Here is a 19,324-nt window from a genome sequence, read left to right on the forward strand (position 1 = left end):
ATTCTGTTCTTTTGTGTGTTCCTTGCGAAAATAATAAAAATATAACGCTAATCCTCATCAGTGATGAAACGCTTGTCTACTGGCATTTCCTCTCCACATTTATCACAAGTCCTTAATTCCTTGCTTTTATAGAAATGCTTAAAATGCTTTAAAAAATCGGTTTCGATATCATTAAGATGAAAATAAACTTCATATAATTTATTATTACAGTTATCACAAAACCAGAGTAAACCATCTTTTGCATCAGGATCAGTTCTTTTTCGCTCCACCACAAGTCCTATGCTGTCTTCCTTTCTTTCGGGAGAGTGAGGAATTTTCCCAGGATGAAGATACATGTCTCCCGGTCCTAGTTTCATGGTTTTCTTTTTACCGTCTTCCTGGATATGTACCTCTATCTCCCCTTCCAACTGATAAAACAACTCTTCAGTTTCGTTATAGTGATAGTCTTTTCGAGCATTGGGTCCGGCCACCACCATTACGATATAATCTTCAGATTCGCGGTATAAGTTTCGATTACCTACCGGCGGCTTCAGGCTTTCCCGGTTCTGATCGATCCATTTATTAAGATTAAAAGGTTTATTTACAGCCATAATTAAGTTTTTGCAATTTTAAAATTAAGCAATCTCCCTCACACATCCTGCCGATTATTTCCTTTTTTCAAGTCCTCGCCTTTCTTCTTTTCGAATGAATTCTAAATGCCTCCCGTTTAACTTGAGTGGTGGATAGGACTAAAATTTCTTATCTTCGGAATAAAATAACCAACTACAATGAAAAAAATATTTCTATTACTCAGTTTATCCCTGGTTTTTGCTTGTAATTCTTCAGAAGAAAAAGCATTACCAGAGGAAGTTTCCGAAGAAGAACTTTCCACTGACACGGCCGATAATTTCGGAATCGTAATTCATGGTGGCGCCGGAACCATCGTTAAGGAAAATATGACTGATTCGTTGGAAAAAGCATACAAAGACAAATTGGAAGAGGCCATCAGGGTGGGGCATAAGATCCTTGCAGATGGGGGCACGGCAATGGAAGCCGTGCAACGCACTATAAATGTTATGGAGGATTCTCCGCTTTTCAATGCCGGAAAAGGAGCTGTTTTCACCAATGCCGAAACTAACGAACTTGATGCATCAATAATGGACGGTAAAACGCTTAATGCCGGTGCCGTGGCTGGTGTGACCACCGTTAAAAATCCGATTAACCTGGCATGGGAGGTGATGGAAAACTCAGAACACGTGATGATGGCTGGGGAGGGCGCCGAGCTTTTTGCTGAAGAACGAGGGATAGAAATCGTTGATCCGGAATACTTTTACACAGAAAACCGATTTAGAAGCCTTCAGCGTTTAAAGGAAAGGAATTCAAAAGAAACGGCTCTAGATCACGACCAAAGTGCCGCCTTTGTAGACCCATTTATCAAGAATTCAAAATATGGCACAGTAGGTTGTGTAGCATTAGATAAAGAGGGAAATCTAGCTGCCGGGACCTCAACAGGAGGGATGACTAACAAAAAATGGGGACGAATCGGAGATGCACCTATAATTGGAGCGGGTACTTATGCCAATAATAAAACCTGTGCCGTTTCAGCTACAGGTTGGGGAGAATACTTTATTCGGGGAGTTGTTGCTCATGATATCTCAGCATTGATGGAATACAAAAGACTAAGCCTGGAAGATGCAGCCCACCAGGTGATCCAGAATAAAATCCCGGATCTGGGAGGAAATGGTGGGATTATCGCTATAGATTTTCAAGGGAATATAGCTATGGAATTCAACACCGCTGGTATGTATAGAGCACACATGAACAAAAATGGTGACCTGGAAATTGGGATTTATGGAGAGGAGTAGATTACTTTGAATGAGAAACAATAATTACTGAAACCTCATTTGCCAATATACAAATGAGGTTTTTTATTTGCTGTCCCTACCATTTTTAACTTTAACATCATTTTAAGTTTCGATTAGTTCGGAAAAAACCGAACTAATCGTATTATTGCAGCTTCAAAATCATTCGATGAACAAAGCGCAGTTAAATAAAATGAAAGATCGTCTAGTGGAAAAACTGGGGGTACAATTGGAAAAAGAACACCAGTTGGCTCCGGTTTCGGCTAGGATTTTTGCAACCGTTATAATGAGTGGAAAACAGGGAATCACCTTTGATCAGCTCGTACGTGTTCTTCAGGCAGGAAAGAGCACTGTTTCTTCCCATCTTGAAAATTTGCAGGTGAGTAACCGAATTGAATATTATACAAAACCGGGGGATCGTAAACGTTATTTTATCGTGAATCCTTCACTTATGAAGAATTATATCGATGAGCTCACAACCAAATGGGAAGCCCAAAGATCGGTTCATCAAGAAATTTTGGAGTTCAAACGCTTATCCAACGAATTAAATAAGAGTTCAGGCGGTCCAAATTTCGATCTTGAATTTCAACAGAGCCTTTTATCCTTTTTCGATGAAGCCACTGAAGCCCTCGAAAAATTAAAATCGAGACTCAGATCCCAAGACAAATTAAAATAACAATCACTAGACGAATGAAAAAATTACTCAATTTCAGTTTTATTATCAGTACCCTGATTTTAACTTCCTGTAAACAAGGGGGAGACAATCAACAACAAACCCAAGGGGCATTGCCTTTTCCTGTGATTGAGGTACCCACAAGAACCGTTACAGGACACACCACTTATCCGGTAAGTATAGAAGGAACTGTGAACAGTGCAGTAAGAGCCAAGGTTTCGGGTTATATAACCGATGTACTTGTTGATGCGGGTGAAAGAGTTCGAAAAGGACAAATTCTCTTCAAATTAGAAACGGAATCTCTAAGCCAGGAAGCCACTGCAGCCAGAGCCAATGTAAATGCTGCACAGGTCGAAGTAGACAAATTAAAACCTTTGGTGGAAAAGAACATAATAAGTCCAGTTCAACTTGAAACAGCTAAAGCAAGACTGGCTCAGGCAAAAGCTAATTACAACAGTATTGCGGCTAATATTGATTATGCGAACATTAAAAGTCCTGTAGATGGTTATATTGGCTCAATAGCCTTTCGGGAAGGCGCTCTAATAAGTCCAAACGACCCTAACCCACTCACCAGAGTTTCTAATACGGAAGAAGTATTCACCTTCTTCTCCATGAATGAAAGAGAATATATTGATTTTCTAAGAAATACTCCTGGAGAAAATACTACAGAGAAATTAAAGAATTTTCCACCGGTACAACTAGAACTTGTTAATGGAGAAATCTACGAAGAGACCGGGACTATTGAAACTGTTTCAGGGCAGATAGATCCGGCCACCGGTACCGTGAGTTTCCGGGCGAAATTCCCTAATCCAAGTGGTATCCTTGCCAATGGAGGTAGTGGTAAAATAAGAATCCCAAAGACCTATGAAGATGTTCCTGTGATACCCGAACTCTCTACATTTGAACAACAAGGCAAGGTATATGCCTATAGGGTGGAAAATGATAGTTTAGCGATTTCAACATTAATAGAAGTTCAAGACAGGATTAATAATCTGATCATTATTACCTCCGGGCTTAAAAAGGGAGATAAAGTCGTAGCCAAAGGGGTAGGAAAACTTCGCAATAATACCTCCATACAACCACAACCGGTTCCCTTTGACAGTATAGCCAATACCCTAGAACCCGTATTTAAATAAAAAAACATGTTAAGAACATTTATAGACAGACCGGTCTTATCTACGGTAATATCCATAATAATTCTGATTCTCGGGTTTTTGGCCATTAATTCCCTACCGGTTACCCAATATCCGGATATTGCACCCGCCACGGTTCAAGTCAGGGCTAATTATCCAGGTGCAAATGCCGAAACGGTACTCGAGAGTGTAATTGTACCTATAGAGGAACAAATTAACGGGGTAGAAGACATGGATTATATCACCTCAACTGCCAGTAATAATGGTAGTGGTACGATCAATGTTTTTTTCAAAGAGGGAGTAAATCCCGATATCGCGGCGGTAAACGTACAAAACAGGGTGGCTCGTGCAACGCCGTTATTGCCCCGTGAGGTTGCACAATCCGGGGTCATCACCCAAAAACAGCAAACTAGTGCCCTCATGTTTCTCACTGTTAATTCTGAGAATGAGGACTATGATGCTACTTTCATTCAGAATTATCTAAACATCAATGTTCTCCCTGAATTACAACGGATCAACGGAGTGGGCAACGTGAATATTTTTGGCGCCAAAACTTATGCAATGCGTATCTGGCTGCAACCGGAAAAACTTAATGCTTACAACCTTATCCCCGCTGATGTTACAGCTGCAATCAATGAACAGAGTTTGGAAGCTGCGGCAGGTGCTATAGGTCAGAACAGTGCGCAAGCATTTGAATATGTAATAAAATATGGTGGGCGCTTCAAAACGGCGGAGCAATATGAAGAGATCATCATAAAAGCTCTGGATAATGGAAGATTTCTTCGCCTAAAAGATGTGGCCCAGGTAGAATTGGATGCTCAGGGATATAATGCCATCGCCAATGCTAATGGGAAACCAGGAGTAAGTATGGGAATTTATCAAACGGCCGGTTCTAATGCACAGGAAATCATCGAAAATATCCATGAAAAAATGGACGAATTGGAAAAGGAATTTCCACCTGGCATGGCATATTTTGTAAATTTTGATACCAACGAATTTCTCAATGCCTCCATTAATAAGGTAGCAATTACCTTGCTTGAGGCCTTTCTACTTGTATTTCTCGTAGTTTTCATCTTCCTCCAGGATTTCCGCTCAACCCTTATTCCCGCTATTGCGGTCCCAGTATCCATAATAGGGACATTTTTCTTTCTGGGATTATTTGGTTATTCCATCAACCTACTCACCCTTTTTGCCCTGGTACTCGCCATTGGAATTGTGGTAGACGATGCGATTGTTGTGGTAGAAGCGGTTCATGCAAAACTGGAAGAAGGTGCAAAAAATGCAAAACAGGCAACCTACAAAGCGATGGACGAGATTGCTGGTGCCATCATTTCTATTACCCTGGTTATGGGTGCCGTTTTTATTCCGGTAACCTTTATTACAGGCCCTACAGGGGTTTTCTATGAGCAATTCGGAGTGACACTCATGGTGGCCATCGCCATTTCAGCAATAAATGCATTGACTCTTAGCCCTGCCCTATGTGCCATATTTTTAAAACCTGAACACGAAAAGAAAAAGAAAGGCGGTTTTCTAAATCGTTTCTTTACCGCTTTTAATACCGGATTTGAAATAACCACAAAACGCTATGTAAGATCCTTAAGGTTCCTTTTTAAATATAAGTGGATTACGGCAGCAATTCTGGTAGTTTCAATAATCGGAATTTTCCTGGCATCCTCTTCAACGCCTACAGGTTTTGTGCCTGATGAAGACCGCGGTATTGTATTTACCAATATCGAGCTTCCCCCTGGTGCTTCCCTTGATAGAACTGTAGAGGTAACCCAGGAACTCAGGGAGCTCGCCAAGGATATTCCGGGCGTGAGTGAAATCACTCTTGTTAACGGTTTTAGCCTAATTGGTGGTTCGGGAAGTAACTTTGGACTTGGTTTTATAAAACTTGATCCATGGGATAAACGAAAAGACAATGATCAATCCATAGAAGCTATCACTGCCCAGCTTTTTCAGCGTGCGGCGGCAATAAGCGATGCTAACATACTTTTCTTTTCACCTCCAAGCATTCCGGGGTTCGGAGCATCTTCAGGATTTGAATTACAGGTTCTAGACCGTTCTGGAGGGTCCTTTACTGAGTTGGATGAAGCTACTAAAAACTATTTAATGGAGCTCACCCAGCGTCCTGAAATACTGTATGCAAATTCTTCCTTTAACACTAATTACCCGCAGTATGAAATAGAATTGAATGTGCCGAAGGCCAAAGAAGCTGGAGTAAATATCAGTAGTATTTTTTCAACCCTCCAGGGCTATATTGGTAGTGTTTACGCAGCAGATTTTTCGCGCTACGGAAAACAATACCGTGTTTATGTACAGGCTCTTCCCGAGGATCGGGCAGAGGCTTCTGACCTGAATTCCTTATTTGTTCGAAATGATCAGGGGGAAATGGCGCCAATAACCGAATTCGTAAATCTCAAAAGAGTCTATGGCCCCCAATCGGTTACCAGGTTCAATCTATTTAATTCAGCTAGTGTTAATGGTGCGGCAGCACCGGGATATTCATCCGGAGATGCGATTGCCGCCATTGAGGAAGTAGGTAATGGCGCACTTCCTGCTAATTTTGATATAGGCTTCTCTGGGCTGACCCGTGAAGAAATCTCGGCTGGTAATCAAACAACTTTTATATTCCTTTTAAGTATTTTATTTGTTTACTTCATTCTTGCAGCCCAGTATGAAAGTTATTTATTACCCTTAACAGTACTTTTTTCATTACCTGTTGGGGTAATGGGCGCATATGTTTCGACTTACCTTACCGGGCTTGAAAATAACATTTATTTTCAGATCGCCCTCATTATGCTTTTAGGCCTATTAGCCAAGAATGCTATCCTGATTGTAGAGTTTGCTATTCAACGACGAAGATCAGGTGTCCCAATTGCCGAGGCTGCTTTTGATGCGGCTAAAATAAGGCTAAGACCCATTCTTATGACCTCCTTTGCCTTTATTATAGGATTATTACCCCTGGTGTTCGCTGGAGGAATCGGGGCTGCCGGTAACCGATCAATCGGAACAGGAGCCGTCGGTGGTTTGTTAATAGGAACCGTTTTAGGAGTATTTATCATCCCGATCCTTTTTATTTTGTTCCAATGGCTTCAGGAAAAATTTACCGGAGAACCTCTGGCAGTTGAAAAAAATAACAATAACTCATTGCAAAAAGATAAGTAATGAAAAGTCTTAGAACATATAGCCTTTTAATAGCGGGGATTATACCATTTCTTTTAGTTTCCTGTTTTGCGGCCAAAGAATATAAGCGTCCTGAAATTCAAGAATTAGATGAAAATCTTTATAGAAGAAATGCCATTCCCAAGGACAGTCTTAATATGGCAGAAATCCCTTGGAAGGAAGTATTCACCGATCCTCAATTAAAAAATTATATTGCCGAGGGTCTTGAAAATAATATTGACATAAGGCGAGCTATCCAACAATTGCTTATGGCGGAAGCATATGTGAAACAAGGAAGAGCAGGACACTTTCCAACGCTGAATATTGGCGGGAATGTTAACCACCAGATCCTTTCGAAAAACAGTCAGTTTGGGAGCTTTTTTAATGGAAGTATAACACAATATGATGTCACCGGAAACCTTTCCTGGGAAGCCGATATCTGGGGTAAAATAAGAAGTAATGAAAGAGCGCTACAGGCCTCTTATCTTCAAAGCTCAGCTGCACATAAGGCAGTACAAACAAGATTAATAGCTAATATCGCTTCTACCTACTATCGGCTATTGAGTCTTGATGCACAAAAGGAGATTACCCTGGAAACCATCGTCAACAGAGAAAGAAGTCTGGAAACTACTAAAGCTTTAAAAGAAGCTGGAAATCTAACAGCGGTAGGAGTGAAACAAACCCAAGCGCAGCTTCATACAGCACAGGCGCTCCTGATTGATATCAATAACCAGATAAGGTTACTTGAAAACAGTTTTTCAATCTTACTGGGAGAAGGACCTCAAGCTATTGAGCGGGGACGACTTGAAAATCAAAAAATTAATACGGAATTAAATACAGGAGTGCCGGCACAACTTCTCAGAAATCGGCCCGACATTCTTACAGCAGAGTATAATTTGGTCAATGCATTTGAGCTCACTAACGTGGCAAGGAGCAATTTTTATCCTTCCCTAAGTTTTTCCGCGGCAGGTGGTTTTCAAAGTCTTGAACTAGACGAGTTGTTCAATGCAAATTCCCTTTTTGCAAATTTGGCCAGCTCCTTAATGCAACCGGTACTAAACGGAAGAAAAATCAGAACACAGTTTGAGGTGGCCCAGGCCCAACAAGAAGATGCCTTATTACATTTTAAACAGGCTATTCTCAATGCAGGCAAAGAAGTTTCAGATGCTTTATATAATTATGAGGCCAGTAATGAGAAAATAAAGGTGCTCAAGGAACAATATAAGGCATACGCCGATGCTTCAGAATATTCCGAAGAGCTTTTAAATAATGGATTGGCAAATTATTTGGAGGTCTTAACGGCAAGGGAAAATGCATTGAGTTCACAGCTCAACCTAATCAGTACTGAATTTAGCAAATTACAGGCCATGGTGGATCTATATCGCGCCCTTGGCGGAGGTTGGCAATAATTTAACCTGGATTATTGTTGGTTAACTTGCCCGGAAAAATCCGGGCTGGTTTTTTATAGAAGTTAAGTTTTTGCTAGCCATCCGACTAAGCTAAAAATTACTTAAATTTATAAGAAAACTGAATTATGAAAAGCAATTTCAATGATATTATAAATGACGATAAACCCGTCTTAGTAGATTTTTTTGCTGACTGGTGTGGCCCCTGCAAAATGTTGGGCCCGATTTTAAAAGATGTGAAAGCTGAAATGGGAGACCAGGTAAAGATTGTAAAAATTGATGTTGATCGAAATCAGGAACTCGCAGCTAAATACCAGGTTCGAGGAGTCCCTACAATGATACTCTATAAAAACGGGAAACAGCTCTGGCGCCAGTCCGGGGTATTACAAAAACATCAAATTACCGAAGTGATTAAATCTCATTCTTAATCAACAGCCCGGGATTCACAGTTCCGGGTTTTTCTTATCACCTTTCCTGATTTTTCAGATGCTCTCCCCGTAACAAAGGTTACTGTATAAAGCGCCTTTCAGCAGTATTTTTGCAGCAAGTTTAATTATAAGGACATATGGCATTTAAATTACTATAATTCTGATAATCAATTGCATAAAACAAATTGAAGTATGACGATAAATTACGCTCAAATATCGGGATTTAACCCAAGTAAGCTTTTAACAAAGTCGCTGAAACAAATGGCATTCTGGATAATAGCCTATTCCCTTTTGTTTTTCACCATACACCTACATACCGTTTCAATTTTTGAAACTTTTTTTACCGACCCGGAAATCTCCACAAGGATACTTCCATTTATAATTCTTTTATCGGTTTTGCTGGTGAGTCCCTTACTAGGTTTAATTGATATCATTCTAGAAGAAGATAAAATCAAAAATTATTCTTTAGGTCTGAATCTTTTATCTGCCAGTTTCCTTTACTCCATAGTGTTAATGGGAGCTATGAGTGTGGTTAGGTTATATTTACTGAATCTTGGGACAAACTTTTATTTAAATGAAATTGGTCTTAGGCTTCTCAAGGAGCATTGGATTCATTATTTTATAATTTTAAGTATTCATACCGGTTTTATGAGTCTTATAATTGGATTTGTAAATCAACTAAACAAGAGGTTTGGGCCGGAAATGTTTCTTCCGTTTTTTTCAGGAAAGTATAAGTTTCCACGAGAAGAAGAACGAATTTTCATGTTTTTGGATTTGAGTTGTTCCACCAAGCTTGCGGAAAAACTAGGCCATATAAAATACTCGGCATTAATTAAAGAAAGTTTTCTGGATATTGATAAAATGGTTAAGAAATACCAGGCTGAAATTTACCAATATGTAGGAGATGAGGTAGTACTTAGCTGGCCTTTAGAAAAGGCGAAAAATCTTGAATACATTGATTTTTTCTATGGGGTGGAACAGTTATTCAGGGAAAAAGAGGCCTATTATAAAAACAATTATAGCATTGCACCGGTATTTAAAGCCGGGGTACACCTTGGAAAAGTTACTGCAGTAGAAGTTGGAGGCCTTAAAAAGGATATTGCCTATCACGGAGACACTCTTAATGTTGCGGCTAGATTAGAAGGCTTATGTAAAGTTCATTCACAATCCCTCATAATCTCTGAGGCTGTATACAAGTTAAACAACATTGAGAAGAGGTATTATTCAACTTCCCTAGGCCCTCAATATTTAAAAGGAAGGAGTAACCCTGTTGAGGTATATAGTATAACCAAGACATTAAGAAAGGTTGTTGCTGCTTAACTAAAGACCAATTAATGATTCCATTGAATAGATTTTATTTCCCCTTTATAGTTCTACTTTTTATATCGATTTCCTCCAGTGCCCAGAAGGACAAGATAAATAAGGATGTTGATAGTCTGCCAAGTATATGGCAACTCCTTAAGTACGATGGGGCTAGTGCCTTTGGAGGAATGAAATACACTTACTCCAGGCCTTTACAATGGGAAAAAGACGATTTTATTACTGCGGGAGCAATTGTTGCTGGAACCGCTGCCCTATATATTTTTGATGAAGAAACCAGCGATTATTTTCTTAAACAGGATAATGAAATCCCACAATTAATTAAGGATATTGGGTGGTATTATGGGAGCCCGCAAAACAACTATGCTATAAATGGAGCCGTATATCTCTATGGACTTTTTACCAAAAATGAAAAGGTGAGAAAGACCGGAGTGCTTCTTATTTCGGCGGCTTCTACTGCAGGATTAATCCAAACAATTAGCAAAACTGCTGTTGGACGTGCAAGACCAGGAACTGGTGAAGGAAAAGGTAGTTTTGACCCATTTCGAGGTATCGGCGCCTACCATTCCTTCCCATCAGGACATACCATCCTTTCTTTCACAACAGCTTATGCAATCGGGAAACAATTTGACAATCCCTTTGTTAAAGCAGGAATTTATAGCCTGGGAATGATCGCTCCAGTATCCAGGCTGTGGTCCGGGGCTCACTGGCTCACAGATGTGGGATTAAGTCTGGCAATTAGCGTTTTAGTGGTAGACAGCATTGATAACTATTTAAATAAAGAACGTCTCTATAGTTCCAAGGAAAAAAACAGGATAACCTGGGAATTTAATGTTGGTTTGGGAAGAGTTGGTCTCACCGGAACTTTTTAATTACCTCAGCTTCCCCCTTTTGCCGCCCACCAGGGGTGGACTTCAACTTTTAACCTTTCTGCTTTAACCATAGTATCCATCCTGTCAAGACTATCAGCTGACTTTTGAGAAGGAGTATTGTATATGACAATACCTCGAATAGCTCCATCCTCGCCTAAGGGGCTAGCCAGACTGATAAAGCCTTCTTCTGCCAATTTGGAAAGATGAGCTAGGTGCCGTTTTTTCTATCGGGCTGTTTCAATGGAATCCTGAGTTTCACCTTTTTTTAGAAATACCATATAATATTGCTGCATCAAATAAGTGGTGTCTCCTTCTTTGTACTGAAAAGTTTTATAACCCTTTTTAGTCAAATCATTTTCTGTGGAGTCTATATTGATTTCCTGAAATTCACCCCTAATTACAGGAGATTGTGAGGTGTCCCGTTTTGGCTCAGGATTTCGGTCACAAGAAAATAATAAAAACGGAAAGACCAGGATGGCCTTTTTTTCATCTATTTTTTCCAGTTTTTAAAGGGATATTTACTTAACTCTGAATTGTAATACTTTACTTCCCCGGTGATTTCTTCCCCTAACCAAATGGGTTTTAAAAAAGTATCCTTTTCATTTTCAAGTTCAATTTCGGCCACTATCAAACCCTGGTTATTTCCATGAAATTCATCCACTTCAAAAATAAATTCACCTACTCTGACTAGATATCTTGTTTTATCAATTACCCCAGGTTTGCAAAGTTTAAAAAGGTCCTCAGCTTCATTTATATCGATCTCTTTCTCCCATTCAAACCTGCTTAAACCATTTTCACCAGCTTTCCCCTTTATCGTGAGAAATGCGGTTTCATCTGTGATCCTAAGTCTTACGGTAGCATCGGGATCAGTACTTAAGAAACCTTGTTTGATTTTTATTTTTTTAAAAGCCTCTTTTTTATATTCCTCGGATCTCACCAGGAACTTTCTTTCAATTTCAATCATTGTTTTTGGCTATTTCCTTTATCTCATCAGACTCTATCCTAATTTTGCCATAGCCGTCCTGTGCAACTCTCTGCATTGCTTTAGCTATAGTATCCGGATGTATGCTCTGATATTTTTTAAGAGGTCCGAACATAACAAAATTAGCAGCTTTCATCAATTGTTTTGAGATAAATTCTAGGGGACGTTTTTCTGCCCGTTCTCCACCGATTAAAGATGGCTGAAAAATATAGGTATTCCTGATCTGCTGAACCAGTACAGCATTCTCCATTTCCCCTTTAGTACGATTATAAAAGAATCTGCTTTTGGGATCTGCTCCCAGAGCTGAGATCACCATAAAATTTTCAATTTTGTTTTCTACACTAAGTTTGGCGGCAGTTACTGGAATTCCGTAATCAACCTTATGATAAACTTCTTTATTCGGGGTTTTATTTTTTGTGGTGCCCACACAGCAAAAAACCACATCAGCCTTAAACTTATCACGGTGTTTGCCCAGTTCAAACATATCAATCAAATATTCCTCGATCTTTGAACTTTTTACAGGTGTTGTGCTTCTGGAAAAAAGAATAATTTTGTTATAGCTTTTGTCCGTAATTAATCTTTGTAATAAATAACCCCCGGTAAGACCCGTAGCTCCTAATATGATTGCAGTCTTCGACATTTATTGAATTTTAAAGTCTTTTAAAGATACGTTTATATTTTTTGTTCAATTGAATATCTCGCGTTTAAGCTCTTTTCATTTTATCATATTAATCTCACCTCTGGCTTGGCAAAGCGAAGTTTCCTTAAATTTACTTCGTGGAAAAGGAATACATGCAAAGAAAGATAATCCATATAGATATGGATGCGTTTTATGCCTCTGTGGAGCAGCTGGACAACCCTGATTTAAAAGGAAAAGCCATAGCAGTTGGAGGTAGTTCAAAGCGGGGTGTAGTTGCTGCTGCAAGCTATGAAGCTCGGAAATATGGCGTAAAAAGTGCGATGAGTAGTGTTTTGGCTAAACGAAACTGTCCACATTTAATTTTTATAAAACCACGCTTTGACCGATATAAGGAAATCTCCCAAGTCATAAGAGCCATTTTTATGGAGTATACGGATTTGGTAGAACCCCTTTCGTTAGATGAAGCCTACCTGGACGTTACAGAGAATAAAAAGGGTAATCCAAGTGCTACGCTGATTGCAAAAGAAATTCGGGAAAAAATCAAAGAAAAAACCGGGTTAAATGCGTCAGCAGGGATTTCGATTAACAAATTCATTGCGAAAATTGCCAGCGATTTTAATAAACCAAACGGACAAAAAACTGTAAATCCGGAAGAGGTCTCTGAATTTTTAGAAGCATTGGATATTCGAAAATTTCATGGAGTGGGAAAAGTGACTGCTGAAAAAATGTATCTACTAGGCATTTTTACCGGGAAGGACTTAAAAACAAAGAGCCTAAAATATCTGATGGAAAGGTTCGGAAAAAGCGGAGCTCATTACTTTAATGTAGTGCGCGGTATTCATCTAAGTGAGGTTAAACCGAACAGGATTAGAAAATCACTTGGCGCCGAACGCACCTTCAGAGAGAATATTTCTTCTGAAATTTTTATGCTGGAGAGGCTTGAAGACATTGCAGAGGAAATAGAACGCCGGTTAAAAAAAAGCAAAGTAGCTGGTAAAACAGTGACTTTAAAAATAAAATATAGTGATTTCAGCCTGCAAACACGAAGTAAAACTATTTCTTACTTTATCTCCGAAAAGAGCTTGATTCTGGAAATGGCAAAAGAATTACTATACCAGGAAAAAATGAAAAATTCAGTTCGCCTTTTAGGAATTTCATTATCCAATTTAAATACAGATAAAAGGACAGAACCCTTCGATAAAAAGGAGGTAGAGGTCCAATTAAAATTCGAGTTTTAAATATTATAAGCCACAAATTCTCTGTTTTCCAGAATTTGTGGCTTTTTAGCAAAAATTATTCTATTTCCGAAACCCGGAGGGTATTCACCATCCCTTTGTCCGAAATTGGCATTGCAGCAAGGTTGATAGTAAAGTCCCCATGCTGCACAAAACCATTTTCTTTGGCGATTCTGTTCACATCATCAATAGTCTCATCGGTGCTAACAAACTTTTCATAGTTAAAAGCTTTTACCCCCCATAACAAACTTAACTGAGCGAGAATTCTGGTATTTGAAGTAAAAACAAGAATATGGGATTCCGGTCTCCAGGAAGATATTTGAAAAGCAGTATACCCACTATTGGTCAGGGTACAAATAGCCTTTGCTTTGATCTCATTGGCCATATGTGCAGCGTGATAACACACAGATTTAGTAATATAGCGTTTGGTTCGAATGTGAGGTGGATCATGAGGTACTTTTATAAGCGGAGAATTCTCTACACTCTCTAGGATCTGAGTCATTTTTTCGATTACCTGTACAGGGTATTGCCCGACCGAAGTCTCTCCACTGAGCATAACCGCATCTGCTCCATCCATAACAGAGTTCGCCACATCATTCACCTCTGCCCTAGTTGGAGTTAAACTAGTGATCATCGTTTCCATCATCTGGGTTGCAATAATTACCGGGATTCTTGCTTTTTTAGCGGTTAAGACCAATTTTTTCTGAATAAGAGGAACCTCCTGGGCCGGAATCTCTACTCCCAAATCACCCCTAGCCACCATTAATCCATCGCAGTATGCCACAATCTTTTCGATGTTCGCAACCCCTTCAGGTTTTTCGATCTTCGCAACGATTGGGATCTTGTATTGGCTGTGTTCTTTGATTAAGTTCTGGAGTTCTATCAAATCCTCAGCATGCCGTACAAAGGAAAGAGCCATCCAGTCTACCTGCATTTCACAGGCAAATTTAGCGTCTTCGACATCTTTTTCGGTTAAAGCCGGAAGGGATATATTGGTATTAGGAAGGTTTACACCTTTTTTGGATTTTAAAGGTCCTCCCTGGATAACCTTTGTGACCACTTCATCTTTTTTGTTGGTTGAAACAACTTCAAAGATTAGTTTCCCATCATCAAGTAAAATACGTTCTCCTGCCTGGACATCACGAGGGAATGTGTCATAATTCATATAAACACGTTGTGCAGTACCTTTAAACTCCTTACCAGTTGCAAAAACGATCTGATCTCCAACTGAAACCACCACTTCATCTTTCATAACCCCCACCCTAAGTTTAGGACCCTGTAAGTCTGCAAGAATAGCGGCGTTGTAACCTTTTTCCTTATTCAGCTCCCGAATCATAGCAATACGCTCTTTGACATCATTGTAATCAGCGTGAGAGAAATTGATTCGGAATACGTTTACTCCAGCCTGGAGCATTTTATTTAGTATTTCTTTAGAACTTGTTGCTGGCCCTAAGGTAGCAACGATCTTTGTTTTCTTATTTGTTGGCATTACTCAAAAATTAAATTTTGTTTCGATTTTAATTGCTCGACATCAATTTTATGCACTGCAATCACCTGCGGAATCTGGCTTATTATATTAACCAGTTTGTTTAAATGTTGATCGGGCATATCTTCTTCTATTTTTAGAAAAAAATCTACCTTTTTGTATTCGGGAATAAGGTTTAGTTCCATCGGCCTCACCTCCTCTTCCGTAAATAAAGACCCTTTATTCAGGACTTTAGTGGCCTCGCCTTTAAATTTGTTGGCTACCAGGTTATAGCTGTGAAAGTTTTTAGGATCTTTAAAAGTAAATCTTGCATAGTAGGCCTGAATGTTTTGATGTATAAAATCTACATCGTCCCTTTCTCTCTGTAAACCAAGTTTTAAATGTTTATTAAGCAAAAAAGCCATTCTAAAATCCTCAACGGAACAATAAATAGCAAGGAGCTTAAAGAGGTCCTCTTCTACCTCATCCAACAACATTTTATGCGCCTGCATAAGTCTTCTACTTTCTGGATAAAGATAAAATAAGAATAAGAAAAATGAAGCTCACCGGCGAAAAAATTTCACAATTTTCTACGAAAACGTTATAGCTTAGAACAATTCTCTGAAATTATGAGATAATATTTTGAAGTGCATAATATGCTCTCTTAGAAGCTTTCTCTTCTGCTTTCTTTTTTGAAGTCGCCCGGGCCTTTGCAACTACCCTATCATCAATACGGAGTTTTACAGCAAAATGTTTGGTCTCATCATTTCCGGTATCTTCATAAATTTCATAATTAAATTCTTTCTTTTCTTTCTGGCACCATTCGATTAGAAGACTTTTATAACTTATTACTCTTCCCTCCAGTTGTTCAATATCCACATATGGATCTATAACCCGCTCATAAATAAAACGCTTGCAGTATTTATACCCGCGATCAAGGTAAATTGCTCCTATTAAGGCTTCAAAAAGATTTCCATGGATATTAACGCCGAATTGATCTACAGGTATATTGGTTTTCACATAATTAATAAGATCCAGATCTCTTCCCAGTTCATTGAGATGCTTTCGACTCACCACTTTAGATCGCATTTTGGTAAGATAGCCTTCATTACCACCAGGAACAGCCTTAAATAGATGTGAGGCGATAACCGCACTTAACATTGCATCACCCAAAAACTCCAGTCTTTCAAAACTGATAGCATTCCCTTTTTCGTCTTTGATATTTAGTGAGCGATGGGTGAAAGCTTTTCGATAATGCGCCAGGTTTTTGGGCTTAAAACCTAGAATTTGAGTTAACACCATAAAAAAATTCCCGTCTTTAGAAGATCGGGAATTTAATATGTTTCGAATAACGCTCATTTATAAAATGTTACTCATCCAGTTTTTTAAAAATCACACAGGCATTATGACCTCCAAAACCGAAGGTATTGCTCATCACCACGTTAACATCGCGCTTTTGGGCTTTATTAAGGGTCAAATTTAATTCAGCATCAATGTTTTCATCAGCATGTTCATGGTTAATTGTTGGAGGCACTATTCCGTTTTTCATCGATAAGATTGCTGAGATAGCTTCGACGGCTCCAGCGGCTCCTAACAAATGTCCAGTCATTGATTTAGTTGAATTAATATTGATGTTTTTGGCATGTTCGCCAAAAACCTTTCCGATAGCTTTAAGTTCGGCTACATCCCCTAGAGGAGTTGAGGTACCATGGGTATTAATAGCATCTATGTCTTCAGGATTTAAGCCAGCGTTCCTCAAACAGTTTTCCATTACCGCAACCACTCCATTTCCTTCGGGGTGTGGTGCCGTCATATGGTAAGCATCTGAAGAAAGACCACCGCCTATTACTTCGGCATAGATTTTCGCGCCACGTGCCTTTGCATGTTCATATTCCTCCAAAATTAAGGCTCCAGAGCCTTCTCCCAGAACAAACCCGTCCCGGGTAGAATCAAATGGTCTAGAAGCAGTTTCCGGGCTCTCATTCCTGGTAGAAAGGGCATGCATAGCATTAAAACCTCCCATTCCGGCAATAGTAACCGCAGCTTCTGATCCTCCTGAAACAATAATATCGCTATAGCCCAAACGAATATTGTTTAAAGCATCGATCATTGCATTTGCTGCGGAAGCACAGGCAGAAACAGTAGTATAATTTGCTCCCATGAAACCATGACGAATGGAAATATTACCCGGGGCAATATCTGCAATCATCTTGGGAATAAAGAAAGGATTGAATCGTGGAGAACCATCTCCCTTGGCGAAATTAATCATTTCGTCCTGAAATGTTTCCAATCCGCCAATTCCGGCCCCCCATATCACACCGACCCGATACTTATCAACAGTATTGAGATCGATACCGGAATCTTTTATAGCTTCGTCAGAAGATACAATGGCATACTGGGCAAACCTATCCAACCGTCTTACTTCCTTTCTATCAAAGTAATCCAGAGGATTAAAGTTTTTGAGTTCACAAGCGAATTTGGTTTTGAATTTTTCAGTATCGAAGTAGGTTATGGGAGCACTCCCGCTTTTTCCGTTCACCAAGCCATCCCAATATTCTTCAATATTGTTACCAATGGGGGTTAGGGCTCCTAGGCCCGTGACTACAACTCGCTTTAACTCCATATGGTCTATTGGTTTATTTTTTTGCGTCTTCAATATAAGAAATTGCCTGACCTACTGTGGCAATGTTCTCAGCCTGGTCATCAGGGATCTGGATATCGAATTCCTTCTCAAATTCCATGATCAATTCCACAGTGTCCAATGAATCAGCACCCAAGTCGTTGGTGAAGCTGGCTTCGTTTACAACTTCGTTCTCGTCAACACCTAACTTGTCAACGATAATCGCTTTTACTCTTGATGCAATGTCTGACATAATATTTTATTTTAATTTTGATTAGGTGGCAAAAATAAAAAACTTTATTTTAAAACCGATTTTTACTTTAAAAATGTGAATCTAATTTACATATTTTTCCTCGAAAGCCCTTAATTTTACCATTTATTAATTGTTAACAACATCATTTTGACCCCACACTCAAACAGCTCCCAAAAAAAAATCGTAATTTTTGCTTCCGGCACCGGAACCAATGCTGAAAATATCATAAAGTATTTTAAGGAGTCCACCTTAGCCAGAGTTGTGGCGGTATTTTCCAACAGGAAGTCAGCCAAAGTCCTCAGGAAAGCTCACGACCTAAATGTTAAGGCCTTGTATTTTGACCGGGAAGCTCTTTATAAGAGCAATGAAGTTTTACATGTGCTTCAAGACATCAAACCAGACCTTATTATACTCGCCGGTTTTCTTTGGGTCTTCCCTGACTATATTTTAAAAGAATTCCCAAAAAAAGTAATCAATATTCATCCCGCACTTCTACCTAATTATGGAGGCAAAGGAATGTATGGTGCAAGAGTCCATGAAGCTGTTATCAACAATAAGGATAAAGAAAGCGGAATCAGCATTCATTTTGTTAATGAAAAATATGACGAGGGTGAACTAATTTTTCAGACTAAAACCGAGGTCAAAGACACCGATACACCAGAGAGTCTTGCTGGGAGGATACATCAACTTGAATATAAACATTTTCCTGAGGTGATTGAACAACTTCTTCTAAAAAACCAAGCATAGTGCATCAACCCCAGGTATATATCTACACAGATGGCTCTGCACGAGGAAATCCTGGCCCCGGAGGCTACGGAATTATTATGGAATGGGTAGGCAAGGCTTACCGAAAAGAATTTTCAAGAGGTTATAGACATACCACCAATAACCGGATGGAACTTTTGGCTGTAATTGAAGCGCTTAAAAAACTAAAAAAAACCGGCCTTGAGGTAATTGTTTTCACGGATTCAAAATATGTAGCCGATGCCGTGGAAAAAGGTTGGGTCTTTAATTGGGAGAAAAAGGCCTTTAAAGATCGAAAAAATTCTGATCTCTGGATAGCTTTTCTTAAGGAGTACCGAAAACACAAGGTAAGGTTCAAATGGATAAAAGGACACAATTCCCACCCACAAAATGAACGTTGTGATAGCCTGGCAGTAGCCGCCTCCAAAGAGAAAAAACTTCTTACAGATCAGGGATTTGAATCAAAATAAGGCTTATCCAAGGCATTTATAATTTAGGTTTATCCCTTGAAAAACAAACTGTATATTTGCAGCATATTTTAAAATCA

Annotated in this window: 20 protein-coding genes; 11 read left to right on the forward strand and 9 right to left on the reverse strand. The window is 39.3% G+C overall.

Annotation, left to right across the window (positions count from 1 at the left end; all coding sequences use genetic code 11):
* Positions 1-47: 47 nt before the first annotated feature.
* Entirely contained in the window at positions 48-590 is a 543-nt protein-coding gene (locus tag ACW6NC_RS02475) for a 3-hydroxyanthranilate 3,4-dioxygenase (protein WP_457863597.1), read from the reverse strand.
* 177 nt (positions 591-767) lie between these two features.
* Between ACW6NC_RS02475 and ACW6NC_RS02480 the strand changes: the two genes are divergently transcribed.
* The 8 genes from ACW6NC_RS02480 to ACW6NC_RS02515 all read left to right on the forward strand — a co-directional run bounded on the left by ACW6NC_RS02480 (position 768) and on the right by ACW6NC_RS02515 (position 10,838).
* Positions 768-1,844 (forward strand): isoaspartyl peptidase/L-asparaginase family protein, encoded by a 1,077-nt coding sequence (locus ACW6NC_RS02480; protein ID WP_457863598.1) that lies wholly within the window; start codon positions 768-770, stop codon positions 1,842-1,844.
* A 166-nt stretch (positions 1,845-2,010) separates the two neighbouring features.
* A complete protein-coding gene (locus ACW6NC_RS02485) occupies positions 2,011-2,517 on the forward strand; it encodes a GbsR/MarR family transcriptional regulator (RefSeq protein ID WP_457863599.1) in 507 nt (168 codons plus the stop codon).
* A gap of 14 nt (positions 2,518-2,531) precedes the next feature.
* Entirely contained in the window at positions 2,532-3,650 is a 1,119-nt protein-coding gene (locus tag ACW6NC_RS02490) for an efflux RND transporter periplasmic adaptor subunit (protein WP_457863600.1), read from the forward strand.
* A 6-nt stretch (positions 3,651-3,656) separates the two neighbouring features.
* Entirely contained in the window at positions 3,657-6,815 is a 3,159-nt protein-coding gene (locus ACW6NC_RS02495; protein WP_457863601.1) for an efflux RND transporter permease subunit, read from the forward strand.
* A complete protein-coding gene (locus ACW6NC_RS02500; protein ID WP_457863602.1) occupies positions 6,815-8,221 on the forward strand; it encodes an efflux transporter outer membrane subunit in 1,407 nt (468 codons plus the stop codon). The genes ACW6NC_RS02495 and ACW6NC_RS02500 overlap by 1 nt, the downstream gene beginning before the upstream one ends.
* A 125-nt stretch (positions 8,222-8,346) precedes the next feature.
* Complete coding sequence (gene trxA / locus ACW6NC_RS02505; RefSeq protein WP_457863603.1) at positions 8,347-8,646, forward strand: thioredoxin; 300 nt, start codon at positions 8,347-8,349, stop codon at positions 8,644-8,646.
* Positions 8,647-8,838: 192 nt separating this feature from the next.
* Positions 8,839-9,966: an adenylate/guanylate cyclase domain-containing protein gene (locus tag ACW6NC_RS02510; protein WP_457863604.1), complete on the forward strand. Its 1,128-nt coding sequence runs from the start codon at positions 8,839-8,841 to the stop codon at positions 9,964-9,966.
* A gap of 14 nt (positions 9,967-9,980) precedes the next feature.
* Entirely contained in the window at positions 9,981-10,838 is an 858-nt protein-coding gene (locus ACW6NC_RS02515) for a phosphatase PAP2 family protein (RefSeq protein WP_457863605.1), read from the forward strand.
* A 5-nt stretch (positions 10,839-10,843) separates the two neighbouring features.
* On the opposite strand, the gene ACW6NC_RS02520 is transcribed toward ACW6NC_RS02515, so the two are convergent.
* From ACW6NC_RS02520 to ACW6NC_RS02530, 3 genes are all read right to left on the reverse strand, one after another.
* The gene (locus ACW6NC_RS02520) at positions 10,844-11,032 is read right to left on the reverse strand and encodes a hypothetical protein (protein WP_457863606.1); all 189 of its coding nucleotides are present in this window, start codon (positions 11,030-11,032) and stop codon (positions 10,844-10,846) included.
* A 296-nt stretch (positions 11,033-11,328) separates the two neighbouring features.
* Positions 11,329-11,802: a CYTH domain-containing protein gene (locus ACW6NC_RS02525; RefSeq protein WP_457863607.1), complete on the reverse strand. Its 474-nt coding sequence runs from the start codon at positions 11,800-11,802 to the stop codon at positions 11,329-11,331.
* Positions 11,795-12,460: an NAD-dependent epimerase/dehydratase family protein gene (locus tag ACW6NC_RS02530; RefSeq protein WP_457863608.1), complete on the reverse strand. Its 666-nt coding sequence runs from the start codon at positions 12,458-12,460 to the stop codon at positions 11,795-11,797. Before ACW6NC_RS02530 ends, ACW6NC_RS02525 begins: the two co-directional genes overlap by 8 nt.
* A 152-nt stretch (positions 12,461-12,612) precedes the next feature.
* On the opposite strand from ACW6NC_RS02530, the gene dinB reads away from it, so the two are divergent.
* Positions 12,613-13,698 (forward strand): DNA polymerase IV, encoded by a 1,086-nt coding sequence (dinB, locus tag ACW6NC_RS02535; RefSeq protein ID WP_457863609.1) that lies wholly within the window; start codon positions 12,613-12,615, stop codon positions 13,696-13,698.
* Positions 13,699-13,753: 55 nt separating this feature from the next.
* Here the strand turns inward: dinB and pyk are convergent, their stop codons facing one another.
* From pyk to ACW6NC_RS02560, 5 genes are all read right to left on the reverse strand, one after another.
* On the reverse strand, positions 13,754-15,184 hold the full coding sequence (gene pyk / locus ACW6NC_RS02540; protein WP_457863610.1) for a pyruvate kinase: 1,431 nt from the start codon (positions 15,182-15,184) through the stop codon (positions 13,754-13,756).
* A complete protein-coding gene (locus ACW6NC_RS02545) occupies positions 15,184-15,672 on the reverse strand; it encodes an IPExxxVDY family protein (protein WP_457863611.1) in 489 nt (162 codons plus the stop codon). The genes pyk and ACW6NC_RS02545 overlap by 1 nt, the downstream gene beginning before the upstream one ends.
* 115 nt (positions 15,673-15,787) lie before the next feature.
* The gene (gene rnc / locus ACW6NC_RS02550; RefSeq protein ID WP_457863612.1) at positions 15,788-16,519 is read right to left on the reverse strand and encodes a ribonuclease III; all 732 of its coding nucleotides are present in this window, start codon (positions 16,517-16,519) and stop codon (positions 15,788-15,790) included.
* 10 nt (positions 16,520-16,529) lie between these two features.
* The gene (gene fabF, locus ACW6NC_RS02555; RefSeq protein WP_457863613.1) at positions 16,530-17,783 is read right to left on the reverse strand and encodes a beta-ketoacyl-ACP synthase II; all 1,254 of its coding nucleotides are present in this window, start codon (positions 17,781-17,783) and stop codon (positions 16,530-16,532) included.
* 13 nt (positions 17,784-17,796) lie between these two features.
* Complete coding sequence (locus ACW6NC_RS02560; protein ID WP_013069791.1) at positions 17,797-18,033, reverse strand: acyl carrier protein; 237 nt, start codon at positions 18,031-18,033, stop codon at positions 17,797-17,799.
* A 147-nt stretch (positions 18,034-18,180) separates the two neighbouring features.
* Here ACW6NC_RS02560 and purN point away from each other — a divergent pair, with 147 nt between their 5' ends.
* Together purN and rnhA are read left to right on the forward strand one after the other, a co-directional pair.
* The gene (purN, locus tag ACW6NC_RS02565; protein ID WP_457863614.1) at positions 18,181-18,780 is read left to right on the forward strand and encodes a phosphoribosylglycinamide formyltransferase; all 600 of its coding nucleotides are present in this window, start codon (positions 18,181-18,183) and stop codon (positions 18,778-18,780) included.
* The gene (rnhA, locus tag ACW6NC_RS02570) at positions 18,780-19,247 is read left to right on the forward strand and encodes a ribonuclease HI (protein WP_457863615.1); all 468 of its coding nucleotides are present in this window, start codon (positions 18,780-18,782) and stop codon (positions 19,245-19,247) included. The genes purN and rnhA overlap by 1 nt, the downstream gene beginning before the upstream one ends.
* The last annotated feature ends 77 nt before the right edge of the window (positions 19,248-19,324 follow it).

This window comes from Salegentibacter profundi, from assembly GCF_054121475.1.